General features: G+C 65.9%; 17 protein-coding genes. 11 read left to right on the forward strand and 6 right to left on the reverse strand.

Features of this window, described 5'->3' with window-relative positions; genetic code table 11:
• The first annotated feature begins 270 nt into the window (after nucleotides 1-270).
• Nucleotides 271-1,980 (forward strand): FAD-dependent oxidoreductase, encoded by a 1,710-nt coding sequence (locus ACDH77_RS05605; protein ID WP_372353760.1) that lies wholly within the window; start codon nucleotides 271-273, stop codon nucleotides 1,978-1,980.
• On the forward strand, nucleotides 1,977-2,282 hold the full coding sequence (locus ACDH77_RS05610) for a UBP-type zinc finger domain-containing protein (RefSeq protein WP_372353761.1): 306 nt from the start codon (nucleotides 1,977-1,979) through the stop codon (nucleotides 2,280-2,282). The genes ACDH77_RS05605 and ACDH77_RS05610 overlap by 4 nt, the downstream gene beginning before the upstream one ends.
• Nucleotides 2,283-2,485: 203 nt before the next feature.
• Here the strand turns inward: ACDH77_RS05610 and ACDH77_RS05615 are convergent, their stop codons facing one another.
• A complete protein-coding gene (locus ACDH77_RS05615; protein WP_057680990.1) occupies nucleotides 2,486-3,232 on the reverse strand; it encodes an EAL domain-containing protein in 747 nt (248 codons plus the stop codon).
• A 148-nt stretch (nucleotides 3,233-3,380) separates the two neighbouring features.
• Here ACDH77_RS05615 and ACDH77_RS05620 point away from each other — a divergent pair, with 148 nt between their 5' ends.
• Together ACDH77_RS05620 and ACDH77_RS05625 are read left to right on the forward strand one after the other, a co-directional pair.
• Nucleotides 3,381-4,019 (forward strand): HD domain-containing protein, encoded by a 639-nt coding sequence (locus ACDH77_RS05620; protein ID WP_277574270.1) that lies wholly within the window; start codon nucleotides 3,381-3,383, stop codon nucleotides 4,017-4,019.
• A 234-nt stretch (nucleotides 4,020-4,253) separates the two neighbouring features.
• Nucleotides 4,254-6,782, forward strand: coding sequence for an excinuclease ABC subunit UvrA (locus tag ACDH77_RS05625; RefSeq protein WP_338338717.1), 2,529 nt, complete (start codon nucleotides 4,254-4,256; stop codon nucleotides 6,780-6,782).
• 412 nt (nucleotides 6,783-7,194) lie between these two features.
• Here the strand turns inward: ACDH77_RS05625 and ACDH77_RS05630 are convergent, their stop codons facing one another.
• From ACDH77_RS05630 to ACDH77_RS05640, 3 genes are read right to left on the reverse strand one after another with little or no spacing between them, the layout of a single operon-like run.
• Nucleotides 7,195-9,492: a xanthine dehydrogenase family protein molybdopterin-binding subunit gene (locus ACDH77_RS05630; RefSeq protein WP_008574116.1), complete on the reverse strand. Its 2,298-nt coding sequence runs from the start codon at nucleotides 9,490-9,492 to the stop codon at nucleotides 7,195-7,197.
• On the reverse strand, nucleotides 9,489-10,577 hold the full coding sequence (locus ACDH77_RS05635; RefSeq protein ID WP_218489172.1) for a xanthine dehydrogenase family protein subunit M: 1,089 nt from the start codon (nucleotides 10,575-10,577) through the stop codon (nucleotides 9,489-9,491). Before ACDH77_RS05635 ends, ACDH77_RS05630 begins: the two co-directional genes overlap by 4 nt.
• Complete coding sequence (locus ACDH77_RS05640) at nucleotides 10,550-11,128, reverse strand: (2Fe-2S)-binding protein (RefSeq protein ID WP_184422228.1); 579 nt, start codon at nucleotides 11,126-11,128, stop codon at nucleotides 10,550-10,552. The genes ACDH77_RS05635 and ACDH77_RS05640 overlap by 28 nt, the downstream gene beginning before the upstream one ends.
• Nucleotides 11,129-11,425: 297 nt before the next feature.
• On the opposite strand from ACDH77_RS05640, the gene ACDH77_RS05645 reads away from it, so the two are divergent.
• The 4 genes from ACDH77_RS05645 to ACDH77_RS05660 all read left to right on the forward strand — a co-directional run bounded on the left by ACDH77_RS05645 (nucleotide 11,426) and on the right by ACDH77_RS05660 (nucleotide 14,408).
• Nucleotides 11,426-12,745, forward strand: a complete 1,320-nt coding sequence (locus ACDH77_RS05645; RefSeq protein WP_218489171.1) for a DUF763 domain-containing protein — start codon at nucleotides 11,426-11,428, stop codon at nucleotides 12,743-12,745.
• Complete coding sequence (locus ACDH77_RS05650; protein WP_029818872.1) at nucleotides 12,742-13,335, forward strand: GIY-YIG nuclease family protein; 594 nt, start codon at nucleotides 12,742-12,744, stop codon at nucleotides 13,333-13,335. Before ACDH77_RS05645 ends, ACDH77_RS05650 begins: the two co-directional genes overlap by 4 nt.
• A 62-nt stretch (nucleotides 13,336-13,397) precedes the next feature.
• Complete coding sequence (locus ACDH77_RS05655; RefSeq protein WP_008574109.1) at nucleotides 13,398-13,742, forward strand: cupin domain-containing protein; 345 nt, start codon at nucleotides 13,398-13,400, stop codon at nucleotides 13,740-13,742.
• A 162-nt stretch (nucleotides 13,743-13,904) separates the two neighbouring features.
• Nucleotides 13,905-14,408 carry a DUF6496 domain-containing protein gene (locus ACDH77_RS05660; RefSeq protein WP_014089599.1) on the forward strand — a complete coding sequence of 168 codons (504 nt, stop codon included), beginning with the start codon at nucleotides 13,905-13,907 and terminating at the stop codon, nucleotides 14,406-14,408.
• 108 nt (nucleotides 14,409-14,516) lie between these two features.
• On the opposite strand, the gene ACDH77_RS05665 is transcribed toward ACDH77_RS05660, so the two are convergent.
• Both ACDH77_RS05665 and ACDH77_RS05670 read right to left on the reverse strand, forming a co-directional pair.
• On the reverse strand, nucleotides 14,517-14,942 hold the full coding sequence (locus tag ACDH77_RS05665) for a type II toxin-antitoxin system death-on-curing family toxin (RefSeq protein WP_029818875.1): 426 nt from the start codon (nucleotides 14,940-14,942) through the stop codon (nucleotides 14,517-14,519).
• 8 nt (nucleotides 14,943-14,950) lie between these two features.
• On the reverse strand, nucleotides 14,951-15,172 hold the full coding sequence (locus ACDH77_RS05670) for an AbrB/MazE/SpoVT family DNA-binding domain-containing protein (RefSeq protein WP_008574105.1): 222 nt from the start codon (nucleotides 15,170-15,172) through the stop codon (nucleotides 14,951-14,953).
• A 149-nt stretch (nucleotides 15,173-15,321) separates the two neighbouring features.
• Here ACDH77_RS05670 and lexA point away from each other — a divergent pair, with 149 nt between their 5' ends.
• From lexA to ACDH77_RS05685, 3 genes are read left to right on the forward strand one after another with little or no spacing between them, the layout of a single operon-like run.
• A complete protein-coding gene (gene lexA / locus ACDH77_RS05675) occupies nucleotides 15,322-15,927 on the forward strand; it encodes a transcriptional repressor LexA (protein ID WP_031421534.1) in 606 nt (201 codons plus the stop codon).
• A gap of 1 nt (nucleotide 15,928) precedes the next feature.
• Entirely contained in the window at nucleotides 15,929-16,582 is a 654-nt protein-coding gene (imuA, locus tag ACDH77_RS05680) for a translesion DNA synthesis-associated protein ImuA (protein ID WP_011346702.1), read from the forward strand.
• A 9-nt stretch (nucleotides 16,583-16,591) separates the two neighbouring features.
• Nucleotides 16,592-18,010 carry a DNA polymerase Y family protein gene (locus ACDH77_RS05685; RefSeq protein WP_218489170.1) on the forward strand — a complete coding sequence of 473 codons (1,419 nt, stop codon included), beginning with the start codon at nucleotides 16,592-16,594 and terminating at the stop codon, nucleotides 18,008-18,010.
• Nucleotides 18,011-18,157 lie beyond the last annotated feature (147 nt).

The following is an 18,157-nucleotide window of genomic DNA, read 5'->3' on the forward strand; positions in this document are numbered from 1 at the left end:
GCTGGATGCACCGCACTGCGTTTGCCATGTGCGGTTCGCCCCCGGCCTGAGGGCTGCTCGCTAGGTTATTTTTGTGCTGGATGTCCCGCATGCTGGGCGCATGCGATCTTTACAGCAGCTGCGTGCGCCTGACCGGCGGCAGCGCTCGCTCGCCTACGCGTGCCTGGCGTCTGCGCGCTGTCGTGGCCTTCAGTGACCATTTCGGGTGATTGCCATTGCCATCACCACTGCCCATGCTTGCATGTGATCCCCTAGCCGCGTCGCCCCTCCATGTCTTTGGACCAGACCCGCCACCATCAGATGTTTCCCGAGCTGGACGCGGGCCAATTGTCGATCACCCGGCGCTTTGCCAGCGGGCCGGCGCAACGGTTCGACGCGGGCGACCCCGTGTTCGAGGTCGGCGATGCCCATGCGCCGGTGTGGGTGGTGCTGGAGGGCGCCATCGAAGTGGTGCGCCGCGACGGACTGGGCAACGAAAAGCCGATCACCCGGCACACGCCCGGCCAGTTCACCGGCGAGGTGAGTCAGCTGGCCGGGCGCGCGTCGCTGGCGGCTGGACGTGCCGGGCCGGACGGCTGCCTGGCGCTGCCATTCGATACCGCGCATCTGCGCGCGCTGATGATCAGTTCGGCCGAAGTGGGCGAAGTGGTGATGCGTGCCTTGATCCTGCGCCGCGTTGGGCTGATCGAGGGCGATGCGTCGGGTTCGGTGCTGATCGGCGAGCCTGACGATCCGCATCTGACCCGTTTGCAGGGCTTTTTGACCCGCAACGGCTACCCCAACACGGTGATGGATGTCTCCGACGACGAAGGCCGCGCGTTGGTGGAGCGCCTGGGTATCCAGGAGCACGACCTACCGGTGATGGTGTGCCCGAGCGGGCGCGTGCTGCGCCAGCCCAGCGATGCCGAAGCTGCGCATTGCCTGGGCATGACGCCGGACATCGACCCGGACAAACGCTACGACGTGGCGATTGTCGGCGCCGGCCCTGCCGGCCTGGCGACGGCGGTGTATGCCGCATCCGAAGGCTTGTCGGTGCTGGTACTGGACCAACGCGCCATCGGCGGGCAGGCGGGTGCCTCGGCGCGTATCGAAAATTATCTTGGCTTTCCCACCGGCATTTCCGGGCAGGCGCTGGCCGGGCGCGCCTACAACCAGGCGCTGAAATTCGGCGCGGAACTGGCGATTCCGATCGAAGCGGCCACGTTGGAATGCGGCCGCGACGATGGCGCGCTGAAGCTGGATCTTGCCGATGGCAAGCAGTTGCTGGCCAGCACGGTGGTAATCGCCTCCGGCGCGCGTTACCGGCGCCCGGAGATCGAGGGCCTGGATCGCTTCGAAGGCCACGGTGTCTCGTACTGGGCCTCGCCGGTGGAGGTGCGCCTGTGCGAAGGCGGCGTGGTGGCGCTGGTGGGCGGCGGCAATTCTGCAGGGCAGGCGGTGGCGTTCCTGGCGCCGCGGGTCAAGGAACTGCACCTGATCATTCGGGGCGATGGGCTGGAGAGCTCGATGTCGCAATACCTCATCGAGCGCATCGCCGCGTTGCCGAACGTGCAGCTGCACACCGGCACCGAAGTGGCCGCGCTGGAAGGCGACCCCGAGCGCGGCCTGCAGGCCGCGGTGTTGCGCACCCGCAAGGACGGTGCAACCGCGCGCGTGGCGTTACGGCACCTGTTCCTGTTCGTCGGGGCAGATCCCAACACCGGTTGGCTGCAGGACTGCGTGGACACCGACAAACGCGGCTTTGTCATGACCGGCACCGCGCGTGGCGACGGCGTACCGGCGTGCCTGCCGCTGGAAACCAATCGCCCTGGCGTGTTCGCCATCGGCGACGTGCGTGCGGGTTCGGTCAAGCGCGTGGCGGCCGCAGTGGGCGAGGGCGCCGCCGTGGTCGCGCAGATCCATCAGTACCTCGCCCATCAGGCCAACCCGGTGCCGGTCTCCGAACTTGCCAGCGCCACCCAGGAGTCGACCAGCGCATGAGCCGGCACTGCCGCCATACTGATCAAATCCATGCAGTCACTCCCAGTGCGCGTGGCTGCGAGGAGTGCCTGGCCATCGACGGCGTCTGGGTGCATCTGCGCCTGTGCCGCAGCTGCGGCCATGTCGGGTGTTGCGACGATTCGCCCCACCGCCACGCCACCGCGCATCACCACGCCACCGGCCACCCCATCATCGAAGGCTACGACCCGCCTGAAGGCTGGGGCTGGTGCTATGTGGACGAAGTGGAAGTGGAGCTGCCGGATCAGACGCCGCAGCTGGGGCCGATTCCGCGGTATGTGTGAGCGGCGCCGCGTGGTGTTCGGCGGTCGCTGCTGGCTTGCGAGGCGGCCGGGAATCGGGAATCGGGAGTCGGGATTAGGGAATCGTAAGAGCGGCTTCCGCACGTTTCATTGCCGCTGTGTTCGGATGTTGTGGGTCTGTTACGGCGAGTGGCGCCTGCTGCTAGGTGCGCTGAGTTGCTTAGTTCATACGCACAAGCGTGAGCTTACTGCGGCCAATGCACCTTCGGCAGCTCGCCGATCTGCGGTCTGGCGAACAGATACCCTTGCTGCAGGTGGATGCCCAGGTCGCGCAGGGCGCGGTATTGATCGGGTTGTTCGATGCCTTCGGCAATGACGGCGATGCCGAGTTCTTCGCACATGCGCGTCACGTGGCGCACGATGGCCTGGCGGCTGCGGTCGGTGTCGATCCCGCGGACCAGGGCGATGTCCAGCTTGAGCAGATCCGGCTGGAACTCGGCCAGCAGGCCGAGCCCGGCGTAGCCGGCGCCGAAGTCGTCGATGGCCGTTTTCATGCCGCGCGCCTGATAGGTGCGCAGGATGCCGAGCAGATGCGCCGGATCGGTGAGATGTTCCTGTTCGCTGACCTCGAAGATGATGGCGTCGAGCGGCCAACCGTATTGCGCAGTGGCCGACAGCGTGGCGCGCAGGCAATGCTCGGGGTTATAGACCGCGTTGGGCATGAAGTTGATCGACAGCAGCGCCGGCAAGCCAATCTGCACAGCGCATTCGATGGCCTTGATGCGGCAGGCCTGGTCGAATGCGTAGCGATTGCGCTCATCCACTGCGGCCAGGATGCTGCCGGCCGACTCGCCGTTGATGCCGCGCACCAGCGCCTCGCCTGCGTAGATGCTGCGGGTGGACACGTCCACGATGGGCTGGAAGGCCATGGTGATCGCGGTGGGGAAGTCCTGGCCGTCGCGGCAGGCATTGCAGACAGGAAGCGTGGTCATGGCGTCAGGTCATCGAACAGCGTAGGTGCAGCCTAGACCTATCGGCCGCAATCGCGTGGGATTGAGCCTGAATCGCTCATGGCAGCATCCTCACCTGTCGGCAGTCGGGCTCGGCGATACTAGGCGCATCGCTCGCATCGGATGCCCCATGACCGCTCTCACCGAACGCTACGCCCTGGCCGTGGACTACGCGCGCATCGCTCACGCCGGGCAGGTGCGCAAGGGCACGCAGGTGCCCTACCTGAGTCATTTGCTGGGCGTCTCGACGCTGGTGCTGGAATGCGGCGGCGATGAGGAACAAGCCATCGCGGGCCTGCTGCACGATGTGGTGGAAGATTGCGGTGGCGGGCACGAGGCCTCGATCCGTGCGCAGTTCGGCGATGCGGTGGCCGATATCGTGATGGCTTGCACCGATGCCACTGCCGAAGACAAGGCCGAGGTGGACAACAGCGAGCGCGCACGCAAACGCGATTGGCGCGAGCGCAAGCAGGCCTATCTTGCGCACCTGCGCAAGACGCCCGAGCGCGCGCTGTTGGTGTCCGGCTGCGACAAGCTCTATAACGCGCGCAGCATCGTGCAGGACCTGGAAAATCCTGCCGTCGGTCAGGGCATCTTCGATGTGTTCACTGCCGGGCGCGAAGGCACGCTGTGGTATTACGCCGCGCTGGAAGAGGTCTTCCGTACACGCAATGCCGCTACCGCGCGGTGGTTCAGTGGCGTGGTGACGCGCATGCATACCCTGGCCGACACCGGTGAGCAGGTGACGCCGGCACATGCGCTGGGCTGAGCGCCGCTGGGAGACGGCGGTACGTCCGGCAGCGGCAGGTACGACGCGCAGATGTGTTGCTGGGCCCTGTCCGACCTCCATCTGATGAATGCGTCCCGTGCCTCGTCAGCCACCGCATGCGCCCTGCAGCGCCTGGCACCTTGGGTGTTGCCTGCGCTCGATCACCATCGCTGACACCGGCTGCATGGCGCGCACGCTAGGCTGGCGTCTTGTCGATCTCTGGTTTCGGTAGTCATGTCAAACGCGACGTCTTCCACTGGCCTGGTGCGCGTGCGCGGCGCGCGCGAGCACAATCTCAAGAACGTGGATGTGGATATCCCCCGCGATGCGCTGGTGGTGTTCACCGGCGTTTCCGGCTCGGGAAAGTCGTCGTTGGCGTTCGGCACCATCTTTGCCGAGGCGCAGCGGCGCTATCTGGATTCGATCTCGCCGTATGCGCGGCGGCTGATCGACCAGGTAGGCGTGCCGGAGGTGGATTCCATCGATGGCCTGCCACCGGCAGTGGCCTTGCAGCAGGCGCGCGGCGCGCCCAGTGCACGCTCGTCGGTGGGCAGCGTCACCACCATCTCCAACTCATTGCGCATGCTGTATTCGCGTGCCGGCCAGTACCCGCCGGGGCAGGAGATCATCTACGCCGACGGTTTTTCGCCGAACACGCCTGCGGGGGCATGCCCGACCTGTCACGGCCTGGGGCGCATCTATGACGCCACCGAAGCGACCATGGTGCTGGACCGCAGCCTGAGCATTCGCGAGCGTGCGGTCGCCGCCTGGCCGGGCGCATGGCATGGGCAGAACCAGCGCGACATCCTCACCACGCTGGGCATCGATGTGGATGTGCCATGGCACACGCTGCCGAAGAAGACCCGCGACTGGATTTTGTTCACCGACGAACAGCCGGTGGTGCCGGTATACGCCGGTTACGACCTGGCCGAGGTCAAACGCGCGCTCAAGCGCAAGGAAGAGCCCAGCTACATGGGCACCTTTACCAGTGCGCGGCGTTATGTGCTGCACACCTTTGCCACCACCCAGAGCGCGCAGATGAAAAAGCGCGTGGCGCAGTATTTGCTCAGCACGCAATGCCCACAGTGCGATGGCAAACGCCTGCGCCGCGAGGCCTTGTCGGTCACCTTTGCCGGGCTGGATATCGGGGAGCTGTCGCGGCGCCCGCTGGACGAGGTGGCCGAGCTGCTGCGCCCCGCCGCCGAAGCCGCCCCATCCAAAGGTACGCGTAAAGATGCGCGCCAACATCCGGAACAAGCGATCGCCGCGCAACGCATCGCCGCGGATCTGCGCGCGCGTATCGCCGTCGTACAGGCGCTGGGTCTGGGCTACCTCAGCCTGGAGCGCAGCACGCCCACCTTGTCGCCGGGCGAGTTGCAACGGCTGCGGCTGGCCACGCAGATCCGCTCGCAGTTGTTCGGCGTGGTGTACGTGATGGACGAACCATCGGCAGGCTTGCATCCCGCCGATGCGCAGGCGCTGCTGGGTGCGTTGGATCAACTCAAGGCGGCCGGAAATTCGGTCTTCGTGGTCGAACACGAAGTGGGCGTGATCCGCCATGCAGACTGGATCGTGGATGTCGGCCCGGCAGCCGGCGTGCAGGGCGGGCAGGTGCTCTACAGCGGGCCGCCCGCGGGATTGGAGCAGGTGCAGGCCTCTTCCACACGGCGCTATCTGTTCGGCACGCCGCCGCAGGTGCATCGCCAGGCGCGCGCGGCACGCGGTTGGTTGCAGCTGCGCGGCATCACCCGCAACAACGTCCGCGCGCTGGATGTGGACCTGCCGTTAGGTGTGTTCACTACCGTGACCGGTGTGTCCGGCTCGGGCAAATCGTCGTTGGTGAGTCAGGCGCTGGTGGAACTGCTGGCCGCCCATCTGGGGCAGGCGCAGGCAGAGGACGAAGAAGCACTGGATCCACTGGAGCGCGGCACGCAGGTGCCGTCGGAGGGTGCGATTGTTGCCGGGCTGGATCAGGTGCGCCGCCTGGTGCGCGTGGATCAAAAACCCATCGGCCGTACCCCGCGCTCCAATCTGGCTACCTACACCGGCCTGTTCGACCCGGTGCGCAAGCTGTTTGCGGCCACGCCCGCCGCACGCCGGCGCCGTTACGACCCAGGGCAGTTCTCCTTCAACGTCGCCAAGGGCCGCTGTGCCACCTGCGAGGGCGAAGGCTCGGTGTATGTGGAATTGCTGTTCATGCCCAGCGTCTACGCACCGTGTCCCACCTGCCACGGCGCGCGCTATAACGCCAAGACGTTGGAGATCGCGCTACGCGGTCGCAACATCGCGCAGGTGCTGGAAATGACGGTGGATCAGGCAGCCATCTTCTTTGCCGACGATGCCAGCGTGTTGCGCCCGTTGCAGGTGTTGCGCGAAGTGGGGCTGGGCTATCTGCGTCTTGGCCAGCCGGCCACCGAACTGTCCGGTGGCGAAGCGCAGCGCATCAAGCTGGCGACCGAACTGCAACGCGCCCAAAGGCGCGACACCGTCTACGTGCTGGACGAGCCCACCACCGGCCTGCATCCGTCCGACGTGGATACCTTGATGGCCCAGTTGCAAGGGCTGGTCGATGCAGGCAATACCGTGATCGTGGTCGAACACGATATGCGCGTGGCCGCCAGCAGCGACTGGGTGCTGGATATGGGGCCGGGCGCGGGCGGTGCGGGCGGCAAGGTCGTGGTGGCCGGAGCGCCGGATGTCGTGGCGCGCCATCGTGGCAGCCGCACCGCACCGTTTCTGGCGCAGGTGTTGCGCGGACAGTAGAACCAACAGGTCAGCCCGCGCCGCATCGTACGAAGTGCCGTGCCTGCGATCCCCCGTGAGCCTACGGACGACGCTAACGGATGATGCCGGAAAGCTGTGATGCGTTGCGGGATGTATCTGGCATCGCGGTCAACTTGCCGCTGCCTGCCCAGGCTGATCACCCGCATGCCTGCCTGTCGATCACGACCGCTTGTGCAGGTGCGTACGAGCGGTATCGACACATAAGGCAGAAGACGCTGCGCATGACAGGGTTGCAAGTGGCATGCGTCGCATTTGCCGCGCTACCGTACGGCCATGCGTCTGACCGACATGGCAGCGGGCCCAATGCATCGCTGCATTGGGCCCGACTGTTGGGATCACTTCACTACCCAAAGCGCCAAGCATTGCCTGCAAGCGCAACGTACGCTGCAGGTCAGTCCGCCATCACCTTGTCCGGCGTCATCGGCGTGCTGCGGATGCGCTTGCCGGTGGCGTGGAAGATGGCGTTGCAGATCGCCGCAGACACGCCGACCAGGCCGATCTCGCCCACGCCCTTCGCACCCAGGCTGCTGACGACGCGGTCGTCTTCGTCGGCGAAGATCACGTCGATGTCGTGAATGTCGGCGTTGGCGGAGACGTGATACAGCGCCAGGTCGTGATTCATGAAGCGGCCGAAGCGATGGTCCGATTGGGTGTGCTCGTGCAGCGCCTGGCCGATGCCCCAGACCACGCCCCCCACAATCTGGCTGCGTGCGGTGATCGGATTGAGAATGCGCCCGGCGGCAACGGCGCTGACCACGCGGGTGACCCGCACCGTGCCCAGTTCTTCGTCCACCCGGACCTCCACAAACACCGCGCCGTGCGTGGCACGGGTGTATTTGCGTTGCTTGAGCACGTTCGGCAGCAGGAGGAACTTATCTTCGATCTGCTCCAGCCCTGCAGTGCGCAGCAGGTCGGTCAAGGCGATGGCGCTGCCGGCATCGGCCCGCAATGCCAGCTTGCCGTCGGCAAAAACCACATCGTCAGGTTTGGCCTTGGCAAAGCGCGAGTCCGGCAGGGCCTGGGCCAGGCGCAATAGACGCCCGCGCAGCTTTGCGCACACGCCATCCACTGCCGAGCCCACCGTGGTGACGTGCGAGGAGCCACCTTCGATCGGCGCAACCGGCAAGGTGGAGTCGCCAAGTTGAAACGTCACCTGCTCCAGGGGCAGGCCCAGCGCTTCGGCAGCGATCATCGCCATCACCGTATAGGTGCCGGTGCCGATATCGCTGGCTGCGCTGCTGACCACTAAACGGCCGTCGGCATGCAGCGCCGCATGTGCGCGCGCGAACATCTGCATCGCATCCCACTGCCCGGTGGCCATGCCCCAGCCCACCCACTCGCTGCCTTCCTTGCGCGCGCGCGGCTGCAGGGGGCGTTGCGCCCAACCGAAGCGCTCAGCCCCTTGCTCGTAACACTGGCGCAGCGCCTTGGTGGAGTAGGGCTTGTCGTCGGCCGGATTGACCTCGGCGTAGTTCTTCAGGCGCAGTGCCAACGGATCGATGCCGACCTCATAGGCCAACTCGTCCATCGCCACTTCCAGCGCATGCACACCATGCGCGGCGCCGGGCGCACGCATGTCGATGGGGCTGTATTGGTCCAGACTCACCAGCTTGTAGCCCAGGTGCACGTTGTCGCAGGCGTACAACTGACCGCTCCAGTTGACCACTACCTCCACGTAGTCTTCGATGCGCGAGGTTTCGGCGATGGCTTCATGCCAGACCGAGCGCAAGGTGCCGTCGCGATCTGCGCCGAGCTTGAGCCGCTGCAGCGTTTCCGGGCGGTGGCCGAAGGTGAACATCTGTTGTCGCGTCAGCACCACGCGCACCGAGCGATCCAGCAGGATCGACGCCATCACCGCCAGCGGCAACTGATACTGCGGGCGCAGCCCGGAGCCGAACGCGCCTCCCACGTACGGGTTGCGCACGGTCACCTTGCGCTTGCTCAGCCCGAACACGTGCGACACGTACCAGCGGCTGTTCTGCGAACCCTGGGTTTTGTCGTAAATGGTGAAATGGCCGTCGGCGTCGCGGATGACGGTGGAAGCGAACAATTCCATCGGGTTGTGGTGCTCGACGCCGCTGTAGTAGTCGGCCTGTACCTGGCACGCGGCATTGTCGAATGCGCTCTGCGGATCGCCCTTGTCCTTGGGCGGCGGCGAAAATCCGGCCTTCAGCGGCTTGGGCGCGTGTGCACGGTCCAGGTTGGTCATCAGGTTGGTGTCGTGCGGGTCCTGCAACAGCTCCACTTCCACCAAATGCGCGGCATGGCGCGCTGCTTCGAAGGTCTCGGCAACCACCAGCGCGATGGGCTGGCCGCTGTACAAGATCTTGTTGTCGTACAACGGACGGAACGGCGAGCCGGCCGGCGCCGTCATGTCCTTGTAGAACAGGTCCATGCCGCGCATGTGCGGGCGGTTTTCATGGGTGACGATCTCCAGCACGCCGGGGACTGCGCGTGCTGCATCCAGATGGAAGGCAACGATCTCACCCTTGGCAATGCTGCTGTTGACCACCACGCCATAGGCCAGGTCCGGCACCGGCCATTCGGCGGCATAACGCGCCTGGCCGGTGACCTTTGCGCGTCCGTCGATGCGCGTGACGCCGGTGCCGGTGGGGCGATAGCCGGTGCCGCTGTCGGCAACCGGCGGGGTCAGCGCGCTGTCGGACAGGTCAGGGATGCGTGCGTTCATGGCGATTCCTCCAGCGCACTGGTGCGCCCGCGGTTGTCGAGGGTGCCCTCGCGCGCAACGCTCAATGCGCGCACGATGGCGCGGCGTGCCAGCGGCAGCTTGAAGGCGTTCTCGCCCTGCGGTTGTGCACCCTGCAGCAGCGCATCGGCCAGGCGGCCGAAGGTGTCGGCAGTGGCCGGCTGGCCGACCAGCGTTGCCTCTGCATCGGCATTGCGCCAGGGTTTGTGGGCCACGCCGCCCAGTGCCACACGCACTTCGCGAATGCTGCCGTCGTCGGCCAGATCCAGGGCCGCTGCCACCGACACCAGCGCGAACGCATAGGAGAGGCGCTCGCGGATCTTGAGGTAGGCACTATGCGCAACGAAGCGCTGCGCATCGGGCAGATCGATATGCACGATCAATTCGTCCGGCGCCAAGGTGCTATCCAGTTCCGGGTGATCGCCAGGCAGACGGTGGAACTGCGCGAGCGGAATGTCGCGCTCGCCCTTGGCGCCCTGCACATGCACCACGGCATCCAGCGCGGCCAATGCCACGCACATATCCGATGGATGCGTGGCGATGCAATGCGCGCTGGTGCCGAGAATGGCGTTGTATTTGGTCAGCCCGCCAATGGCCGAGCAGCCGGTGCCCGGGTCGCGTTTGTTGCACGGGGTGGCATGGTCGTAGAAATACATGCAGCGCGTGCGCTGCAGCAGGTTGCCGCCATTGCTGGCCATGTTGCGAATCTGCGGCGAAGCGCCGGCCAGAATCGCCGCGCTCAGCAAGGGGTAACGCGTTTCCACCTCCGGGTGATACGCGGTGTCGGCATTGCGCGCCAACGCACCCAGGCGCAGGCCGCCGTCGGGTTGGGTGCTGATGCTGTCCAGCGGCAGCCGATTGATGTCGATCAAACTGCTGGGGCGCATCAGCTGCAGTTTCATCAAATCGGTCAGATTGGTGCCGCCGGCGATGAAGCGTACCGGTGCCTCGGAGGGCACCGGCTGCGTGTCGCCGCTGCGCACTGCAATGGCGCCAAGCGCCGCATCGACGGTGTCCGGGCGGGTGTAGGTGAGCGGAATCATGCCGGCACCGTCCCGGGCGTCCACGGAGTGGCCGCGCTGTCGCTGCTGTCGCTGGGCTTGCCCATCACCTCCATCACGGCATCGGTGATCTGCGGATAGGCACCGCAACGGCAGATATTGCCGCTCATCAGTTCACGTACCTGGTCGCGGTCGTGCGCCTTGCCTTCGTTGATCAAGCCCACGGCCGAGCACAGCTGCCCCGGAGTGCAGTAACCGCACTGAAATGCGTCGTTGGCGATGAAGGCGCGTTGCAGCGGATGCAGTGTGTCGCCATCGGCCAGCCCTTCGACGGTGGTGATGTCGGCGCCGTCCTGCATGACGGCCAGGGTCAGGCAGCTGTTGATGCGGCGGCCATCGACCAGCACCGTGCAAGCGCCGCATTGGCCATGGTCGCAACCTTTCTTGGTGCCGGTGAGGTCGAGGCGGTCGCGCAGCAGGTCGAGCAGGCTCACCCAGGCTTCGAGCTGCAAGTGATACGGCTGACCGTTGATGCGCAGGTTGACCGGGTAGGTCGGCGCACTGGTGGTGGCAGTGGCCGGCGCCGTGTCATGGGCAGTGGCGGGTGTGGCAGTCATGCGAACCCCGTGGCGATGGCTGAGGAGAAGGACCACCACCTTGACGGCGCTGTGGTCAACGCAAAGTGACCACGGCTGCGATTGGCACCGATACGACGCGGCGTACACGCATTCAGGAGCGGCATCGTGATCGCTGCACGCTCGTGCCTGCATGGCGCGAGCGTGCAGGCGGGCACTGTGTGGAGTGTCACGCGGTGCGCTGAATGTGTCAGCTTTGCGCATGCGTCGTGGTGCTGGTGTCCCAGCTGTTGCGACGTGCCGCCATTATCCTGGCGGCATGAAGACGAGGTGGCAGCAGTGAGCCGGCGTGGTGGTAGTGCGGATCTTCCCTTGCATGGAGGCCGCGTTCCGCGTTGGTTGGGTGAGCGGATGACGCGGCTTGGCGCAGTGATGTGCGAGGCGATCGTGCACAGCTATGGGCGCGATGAATTGTTGCGGCGGCTTGCGCACCCGTTCTGGTTTCAGTCGTTCGGTGCGGTCATGGGCATGGACTGGCATTCGTCCGGCATTACCACCAGCGTGATCGGCGCGCTCAAGCGTGGGTTGACGCCACTGTCCGGCGAACTGGGCATTCATGTCTGTGGCGGGCGCGGCCGGCATTCGCGTGCCACGCCTTCGGAGTTGCTGGCCGTGGGCGATGCGGTCGGGTTGGACGGCGCCGCATTGGCACAGGCCAGCCGCCTGGTCGCCAAGGTGGACAGCGCCGCCGTGCAGGACGGTTTCGATCTGTATCTGCACGGCTTTATCGTCAGCGACGATGGCCGCTGGGTGGTGGTGCAGCAAGGCATGCATGGGCAGCGCAAGCAGGCACGCCGATATCACTGGCTCTCCGAAGGCCTGAGCAGTTTTGTGGATGCGCCGCATGCTGCCATCGATGGCGCGCATCAAGGCAACATCGTCAATCTCGCCGACCACCGCGCCGCTGCCTCGCGCGATGCGCAGGTGGCACTGCTGCGCAGCACCGCGCCGGACCGGCTGGCACAGCAGTGGCAACGGATTGCGGGTGTGGAGGCGCCTGCGGCGCAAGGTCCGCTCACCGGCGATCTGTTCGCCGTGCACGCCTGGGACCCGGCACAGCAACCGCACCTGTGCATGCCCGACCATCATGACGTGCGCAGCGAAAACGTGATCACACGACGGCTGCACGCCAGCTTGGCCGCCGCTGCCGAAGCGGGGCCGCGCGATTTCACCGCGCTGCTGCAAGTGCCCGGCGTGGGTGCGCGCACCTTGCGCTCGCTGGCGATGGTGGCCGAGGTGATGCACGGCACGCCATGCCGTTTCAGCGACCCGGCACGCTTTTCGCTTGCGCATGGCGGCAAGGACCGGCAACCGTTCCCGGTGCCCACACGCGTGCTCGATCACACCATCGGCGTACTCAAGCAAGCGATGCAGCAGGCCAGACTGGGCAACGACGAACGCTTGCAGGCGATTGCGCGGCTTGACGCGCAGGCGCGTCGGCTCGAAGCCAGCGCGCAAGGGCCGACGGTGGACGACTACATCGCGCAGGAACGTCGCGATTCGCATCGCTATGGCGGGCGTAGCGTATTCGGGTGGGAACCGGCGCCGGAGGATGCGCGCGAGGTGCAGCCGACCCAAGCGCATGCAGGTCGCCGATGAGCGTGCGCGCGCCTGGCAGCACGCCAGTGGCCATCGACGGACGTTGCTTCACCTATGTGTTCCCATGCCAGTGGGAAGACCATTGCAAGATCGGTTTCTCGCGCGATCCGCTGGGGCGCATCGGTAGCCTGCATCCGCGCTGGTTCGATTTTTTCGATCTGGAGCACGGGCTGCTGGTGGAAACCGAGCGCGAGCGCGATGCGCGCGATCTCGAACTGCAACTGCGGCGCCCGCTGCTTGCGCACAACGCACCGGCACCGATGGCGATCCGCGCAGTGGCCGGTGGGCATACCGAATGGTTTCGGGGCGTGGGCGAGGCATTGCAAGGTGCAGTCGCGCAACTGCAGCAGGGCGGGTATCGCGTGTTCGTGTTGCGCGACTGGCTGCAGGCGGCGATGGCCCAGCGTATCGATCGCCTCTACGACTGGGCCGCGGTGCAGTTGAGTGCGGACGAACTGGATGGCCTGGTCGGCCCCACGCCAGCACAACGTGCGCTGCGCGATGTACTCGATGGTTACCGCGCATTGGATCTTCCCGTGCAGGCACATGTGCCCGAACATATTTGGGCCTGGTATTGCCGCAACGGCTGAGCATGTTGCCAGCACGTTGACGTGCGTCGCCTCAGCATCGCCTCAACCCTGAGGAGTGCCTTATGCAGATTGCACAACTGACATTGACCGACGCGTTCAAGGTGCTGTTTTCGGTGCGCCAGGTGCAAGCTGCCGAAATGGCGATTGCACCGGGCCAGGGCGAGGGCGGGCCAGACAATCGCCACCGTGGTGCCGATCAATGGCTGTACGTGGTGGACGGCACCGGCGAGGCGGTGATCGAGGGGCAGACGCATGCACTGCAGGCCGGTAGCCTGATCGCCATCGAGCGCGGTGAAACCCATGAGATCCGCAATACCGGGAGCACACCGTTGAAGACGGTCAATTTCTATCACCCGCCTGCCTACGATGCCCAAGGCGAACCCTTGCCAGCCGGTGAGGGGGCGTGATCGCTGGCGGTTTCGCATGTCGTTGAGTGGATCGGTCACGGCGCGGGTGCATGACCTGGAAAAAGCGGCAGGCAGGCTTCAACGCCAGGTGAGCACCGCGCCCACTGCGCATTGACGCGGCGCTTGTTACATCGAGTTGCCATCCACAACAGGGGAAGTGCCATGCCACAGGCCAAGACACGCCGCGCTGCTGCCAAGGACAAGCGCGAAGGAAAATCGGCCAGCACCCAGGCCGGCGAATATGTCAAAGAAGAAATCGACCAGGTGCGCGACGGCGCGCATGGTGTGAAAAGTACCAAGCAGGCCATTGCGATCGGCTTGTCCAAGGCGCGCCGCGATGGCGTGGACGTTGCCCCGCGCAGTTCCGCGTCCAGGGCCACCAAGAAAAAAGCCGCGCAGGACAAGGCAGCGGCAACCTCCAAAAAGCCGGTGTCGCCTACGCGCTCGGCCGGTGCCAAGAAAGCCCTCAAGACCGCCAGCAAGGGCACTACCGCCAAGAAGACGGTAGGCAAAAAGGCGTTGTCCAAACAGACCACGGGTGCCGCAAAAAAGCGCACTGCCAGCGACCGTTCGACGGCAGCAAAGAAGGCGGCCAAGACCAAGGGCCCGGCAGTACGCAAGGCCGCCGCAAAGAAAGCCGCGGCAACGCGCAAGCGTGCCGAGTAAGAGCATCTGTGCCATGCAGCGACGTCAGTGCTGACTGGTTGCGGCGTGTGGATCCAAGACTGCGCGTGCAAATGCCAGACAAGCGCGTCGCGTGCCACAGTCCTGTTTTCAGCCGTAGTGGCCCTGCGGTTCGTGTACATGCGTGTCCGCGCGCAAACGCACGCGAGGTCGCAGCCATTGCGCAAACGTCGCTTCGCTCCACGCGCCATCGGCTAGGCCCATCATGGCAACGTATTTCTCTTCCTGCGAAGCGATGAGTTCGGCGCCGTTGAGTAGCAAAAAAACCCGATAACACACATGGGCAGTCCGTTTGTTGCCATCTACGAACGGATGATTGCGCGCCAGCCCGTAGGCCAGGCTGGCCGTCAGCTCTACAAGATCGGGTGGAGGATCGCCGTAGGAAAAAAGTTGCTGCGGGCGTGCCAGTGCCGAGGCCAAGAGTGCCTCGTCGCGCACTCCGCTTGCGCCGCCGTGCTCGCTCAATTGACGTTCGTGGATCGCCAATGCAAGTGCGTGCGTGATCCAGACCAGCATGCGCGTGTTCACTTGGCTAGCTTGTTCAGCACTTGGCGATCCTCGCGCATCACCTGCTCGGCCACATCCATCTGCGCGGCCAACGTCGGGTCGAATGCGGTCAGCCTGATGCCGTCGGGCGTTTCCAGTGCATAGAGTTCGTCGCCCTTTCCAAGCCGCAGGCGGGCCAGCAGTTCCTTGGGCAGGATGATGCCGGCGGAATTGCCGATGGCGGTGATCTTGAGCTTCATGGCGGCATCTCGCGTTATTACGAAGGTTATAACCCTGTCGTCAGCCAGTCGCAAGTGGCGTGCTGAAGCGGCTCAGCACGCCAGTCTCGCCTGCTGCGATCGGTTGGTGTACAAATGTACACCTTGTCCCGTCCTGCTGCCTCGCCCCGATGCCATCGCTTCCCCCCCAACGTGCCGCCGTGCTGGCGTTCCTGCAGGAGCAGGCCCTGGCGGGCGTCTCGCCCAGTCTGGCCGAGATCGCGCAGGCCTTCGGGTTTGCCTCGCGCAATGCCGCACAAAAGCACGTGCAGGCGCTGGCCGACGCCGGATTGATCGAGCTGCTGCCCAATCAGAAACGTGGCATCCGTGTACCGGGAGGCGCCGGTCGCGATGCATTGCTGGCCTTGCCGGTGCTGGGGCGAGTGGCAGCAGGTCTGCCGATCGGTGCGGATATCGGCCTGGAGCGTCAGCTCTGGCTGGACCGCGCGCTGTTTTCGCTGCGCCCGGATTATCTGTTGCAGGTGCAGGGCGATTCGATGATCGATGACGGCATTCTGGATGGCGACCTGGTGGGCGTGCATCGCAGCAACGAGGCGCGCGACGGACAAATCGTGGTGGCGCGGGTGGATGGCGAAATCACCATCAAGCGCCTGGAGCGCGGCGCCGAACGGATCCGCCTGCTGCCGCGCAATCGCGCGCATGCGCCGATCGTGGTGGCGGCCGATGCCGACTTCGCGATCGAAGGGCTGTACTGCGGCCTGATCCGGCAGGGCTGACATGAGCCAGGAGCCGGCGCGCATCAGACAGGACGGCAATGCGGCCGTGGCACTGCCGTTGGACGCCCTGCTGGCCGCGCGCACGGTCTGGCGTGCAGGCCAGGGCACGGCCACCGCCAATGGCGGTGAATCCACCGGGCATGTGGCATTGGATGCATTGCTTCCCGATGGCGGCTGGCCGCGGCGTGCCTTGACCGAATTGTTGTTGCCTGCGCATGGCATCGGCGAGATCGCCTTGTTGCTGCCCACGCTGGCACGCATGACCGCCAGCAGCAGCCGGGTGGTATTGGTGGCACCGCCGTTCATTCCCTACGCGCCGGCCTGGCAGGCGGGCGGGGTGGTGCTGGAGCATCTGGAAGTGGTGCAGGCCGAGCCGCGCGAAGCGTTATGGGCGTTCGAACAATGCCTGCGCAGCGGCGCATGCGCTGCGGTACTGGGCTGGCCGCAGACCGGCGATGCGCGTGCGCTGCGCCGGTTGCAGGTGGCGGCCGATAGCGGCAATTGCTGCGCGTTCGCACTGCGCGACCGCCGTCATGCGGTGAATGCATCGCCGGCGGCCTTGCGGCTGGAATTCCTGCCCGAGCGCGATGCCTGGCAGGTGCGCAAATGCCGGGGCGGGCAGGTGCCGTCGCAGCCGTTGCGGCTGGCGCATTGAGGCGCGCGCATGTTGTGGGCCTGCATATTGCTGCCGCAGCTGGCGCTGGACGCCGTCCTTCGGCGTCTGGAAGAACCGCAGGCGCCACTGGCGCTGGTGGAAGGCCCGGCGCAGCTGCGCAGCCTGCATTCGGTCAATGCTGCCGCTGGCGCAGCTGGGTTGAAGGCCGGCATGCGGCTATCGGCGGCGCATGCCTTGATGACGCAGGTACGCACCATCGATTACGACGCGCAAAACGAAGCGCGCACGCAGCGGTTTCTTGCGGCCTGGGCGTATCGGCATAGTTCGCTGGTCAGCCAGCAGTGGTCGCGCGCCATCGTGCTGGAAGCCGGTGCCAGCTTTCGCCTGTTCGGCCCCTGGCCGCGCTTCGAGCGTCGCCTGCGCGATGAGCTGCAGGCCTTGGGCTTCCAGCACCGACTTGCGCTGGCGCCCACGCCGCGCGCCGCGCGCGTGCTGGCTGGGCTGCGCGACGGCATGGTGGTGACGCAATTGCCGGCCCTGCACAGCACGCTCGACAAGGTGCCTGTACGCCGCGCTGCATTGCCTGACGATGCCGGCGAGCGCCTGCAGCACATGGGCGTGCGCACGCTCGCGGCGGTGCGCGGCCTGCCGCGTGACGGGTTGCGCCGGCGGTTTGGTGCGGGCCTGCTCGATCATCTGGATCGCCTCTACGGGCAGGTCGACGACCCACTGGAGTGCTACGCGCCGCCAGACCACTTCGACCACCGCGTGGAGCTGGGCTATGAGGTGGAAACGCATCTAGCGCTGCTGTTTCCGTTGCGCCGGCTGATCGGCGACCTGTGCACGTATCTGTCCATTCGCGATGGCGGCGTGCAGCGGTTTTTATTGCGCCTGGAGCATGAAGAAGGCGCGACCGATGTGGAGATCGGTCTGCTCACGCCGGAACGCGCGCCCACCTTGCTGTTCGAGCTGGCCCGCAACCGGCTGGAGCGGGTGGAGATTCCGCGGCCGGTGGTGGCGATGCGCTTGCTGGCACGGCAGCTGCCACCGTTCGTACCGGCCATGCGCGACCTGTTCGATCAGCGCGCGCAGCAATCGGTGGAGTGGCCGCAACTGCGCGAGCGCCTGCGTGCACGGCTTGGCGATGACGCGGTCTATCGCGTGTTGCCGGCCGACGACCCGCGCCCGGAGCGCGCGTGGCGTCGCGCCATCGGCGATGCGGTGCGCGAAGCCGCTGCGCCGCCGCGTCCGCCGCGCCCCACCTGGTTGCTGCCGCAGCCGGTGCCGCTGCACGACCCGCACCTGCGCATCGTGTCCGGCCCGGAACGGCTGGAAAGCGGTTGGTGGGACGACGATGAAGCCCGTCGCGATTACTACGTGGTGGAGACTGCGCGCGGCCGGCGTGGTTGGGCCTTCGCCGCGCCCGGTCGGGTGGACGGCTGGATGCTGCATGGATGGTTCGCGTGAGCGCGCGTATGTTCGCGCGGTATCGGAGCAGGTACCGGCTGTCTGGTGGTTGCGGCTGGGGCGCGCGTGGCCGATGCCAGGGCTGCAGGCAAGAGCAGCAGCATCTGCAACGGCGCGATCTGCTGCGCATTGCAAAAACCGTCTGGC

Source organism: Xanthomonas axonopodis pv. maculifoliigardeniae (assembly GCF_041519315.1).
GTDB classification, from domain to species: domain Bacteria; phylum Pseudomonadota; class Gammaproteobacteria; order Xanthomonadales; family Xanthomonadaceae; genus Xanthomonas; species Xanthomonas euvesicatoria.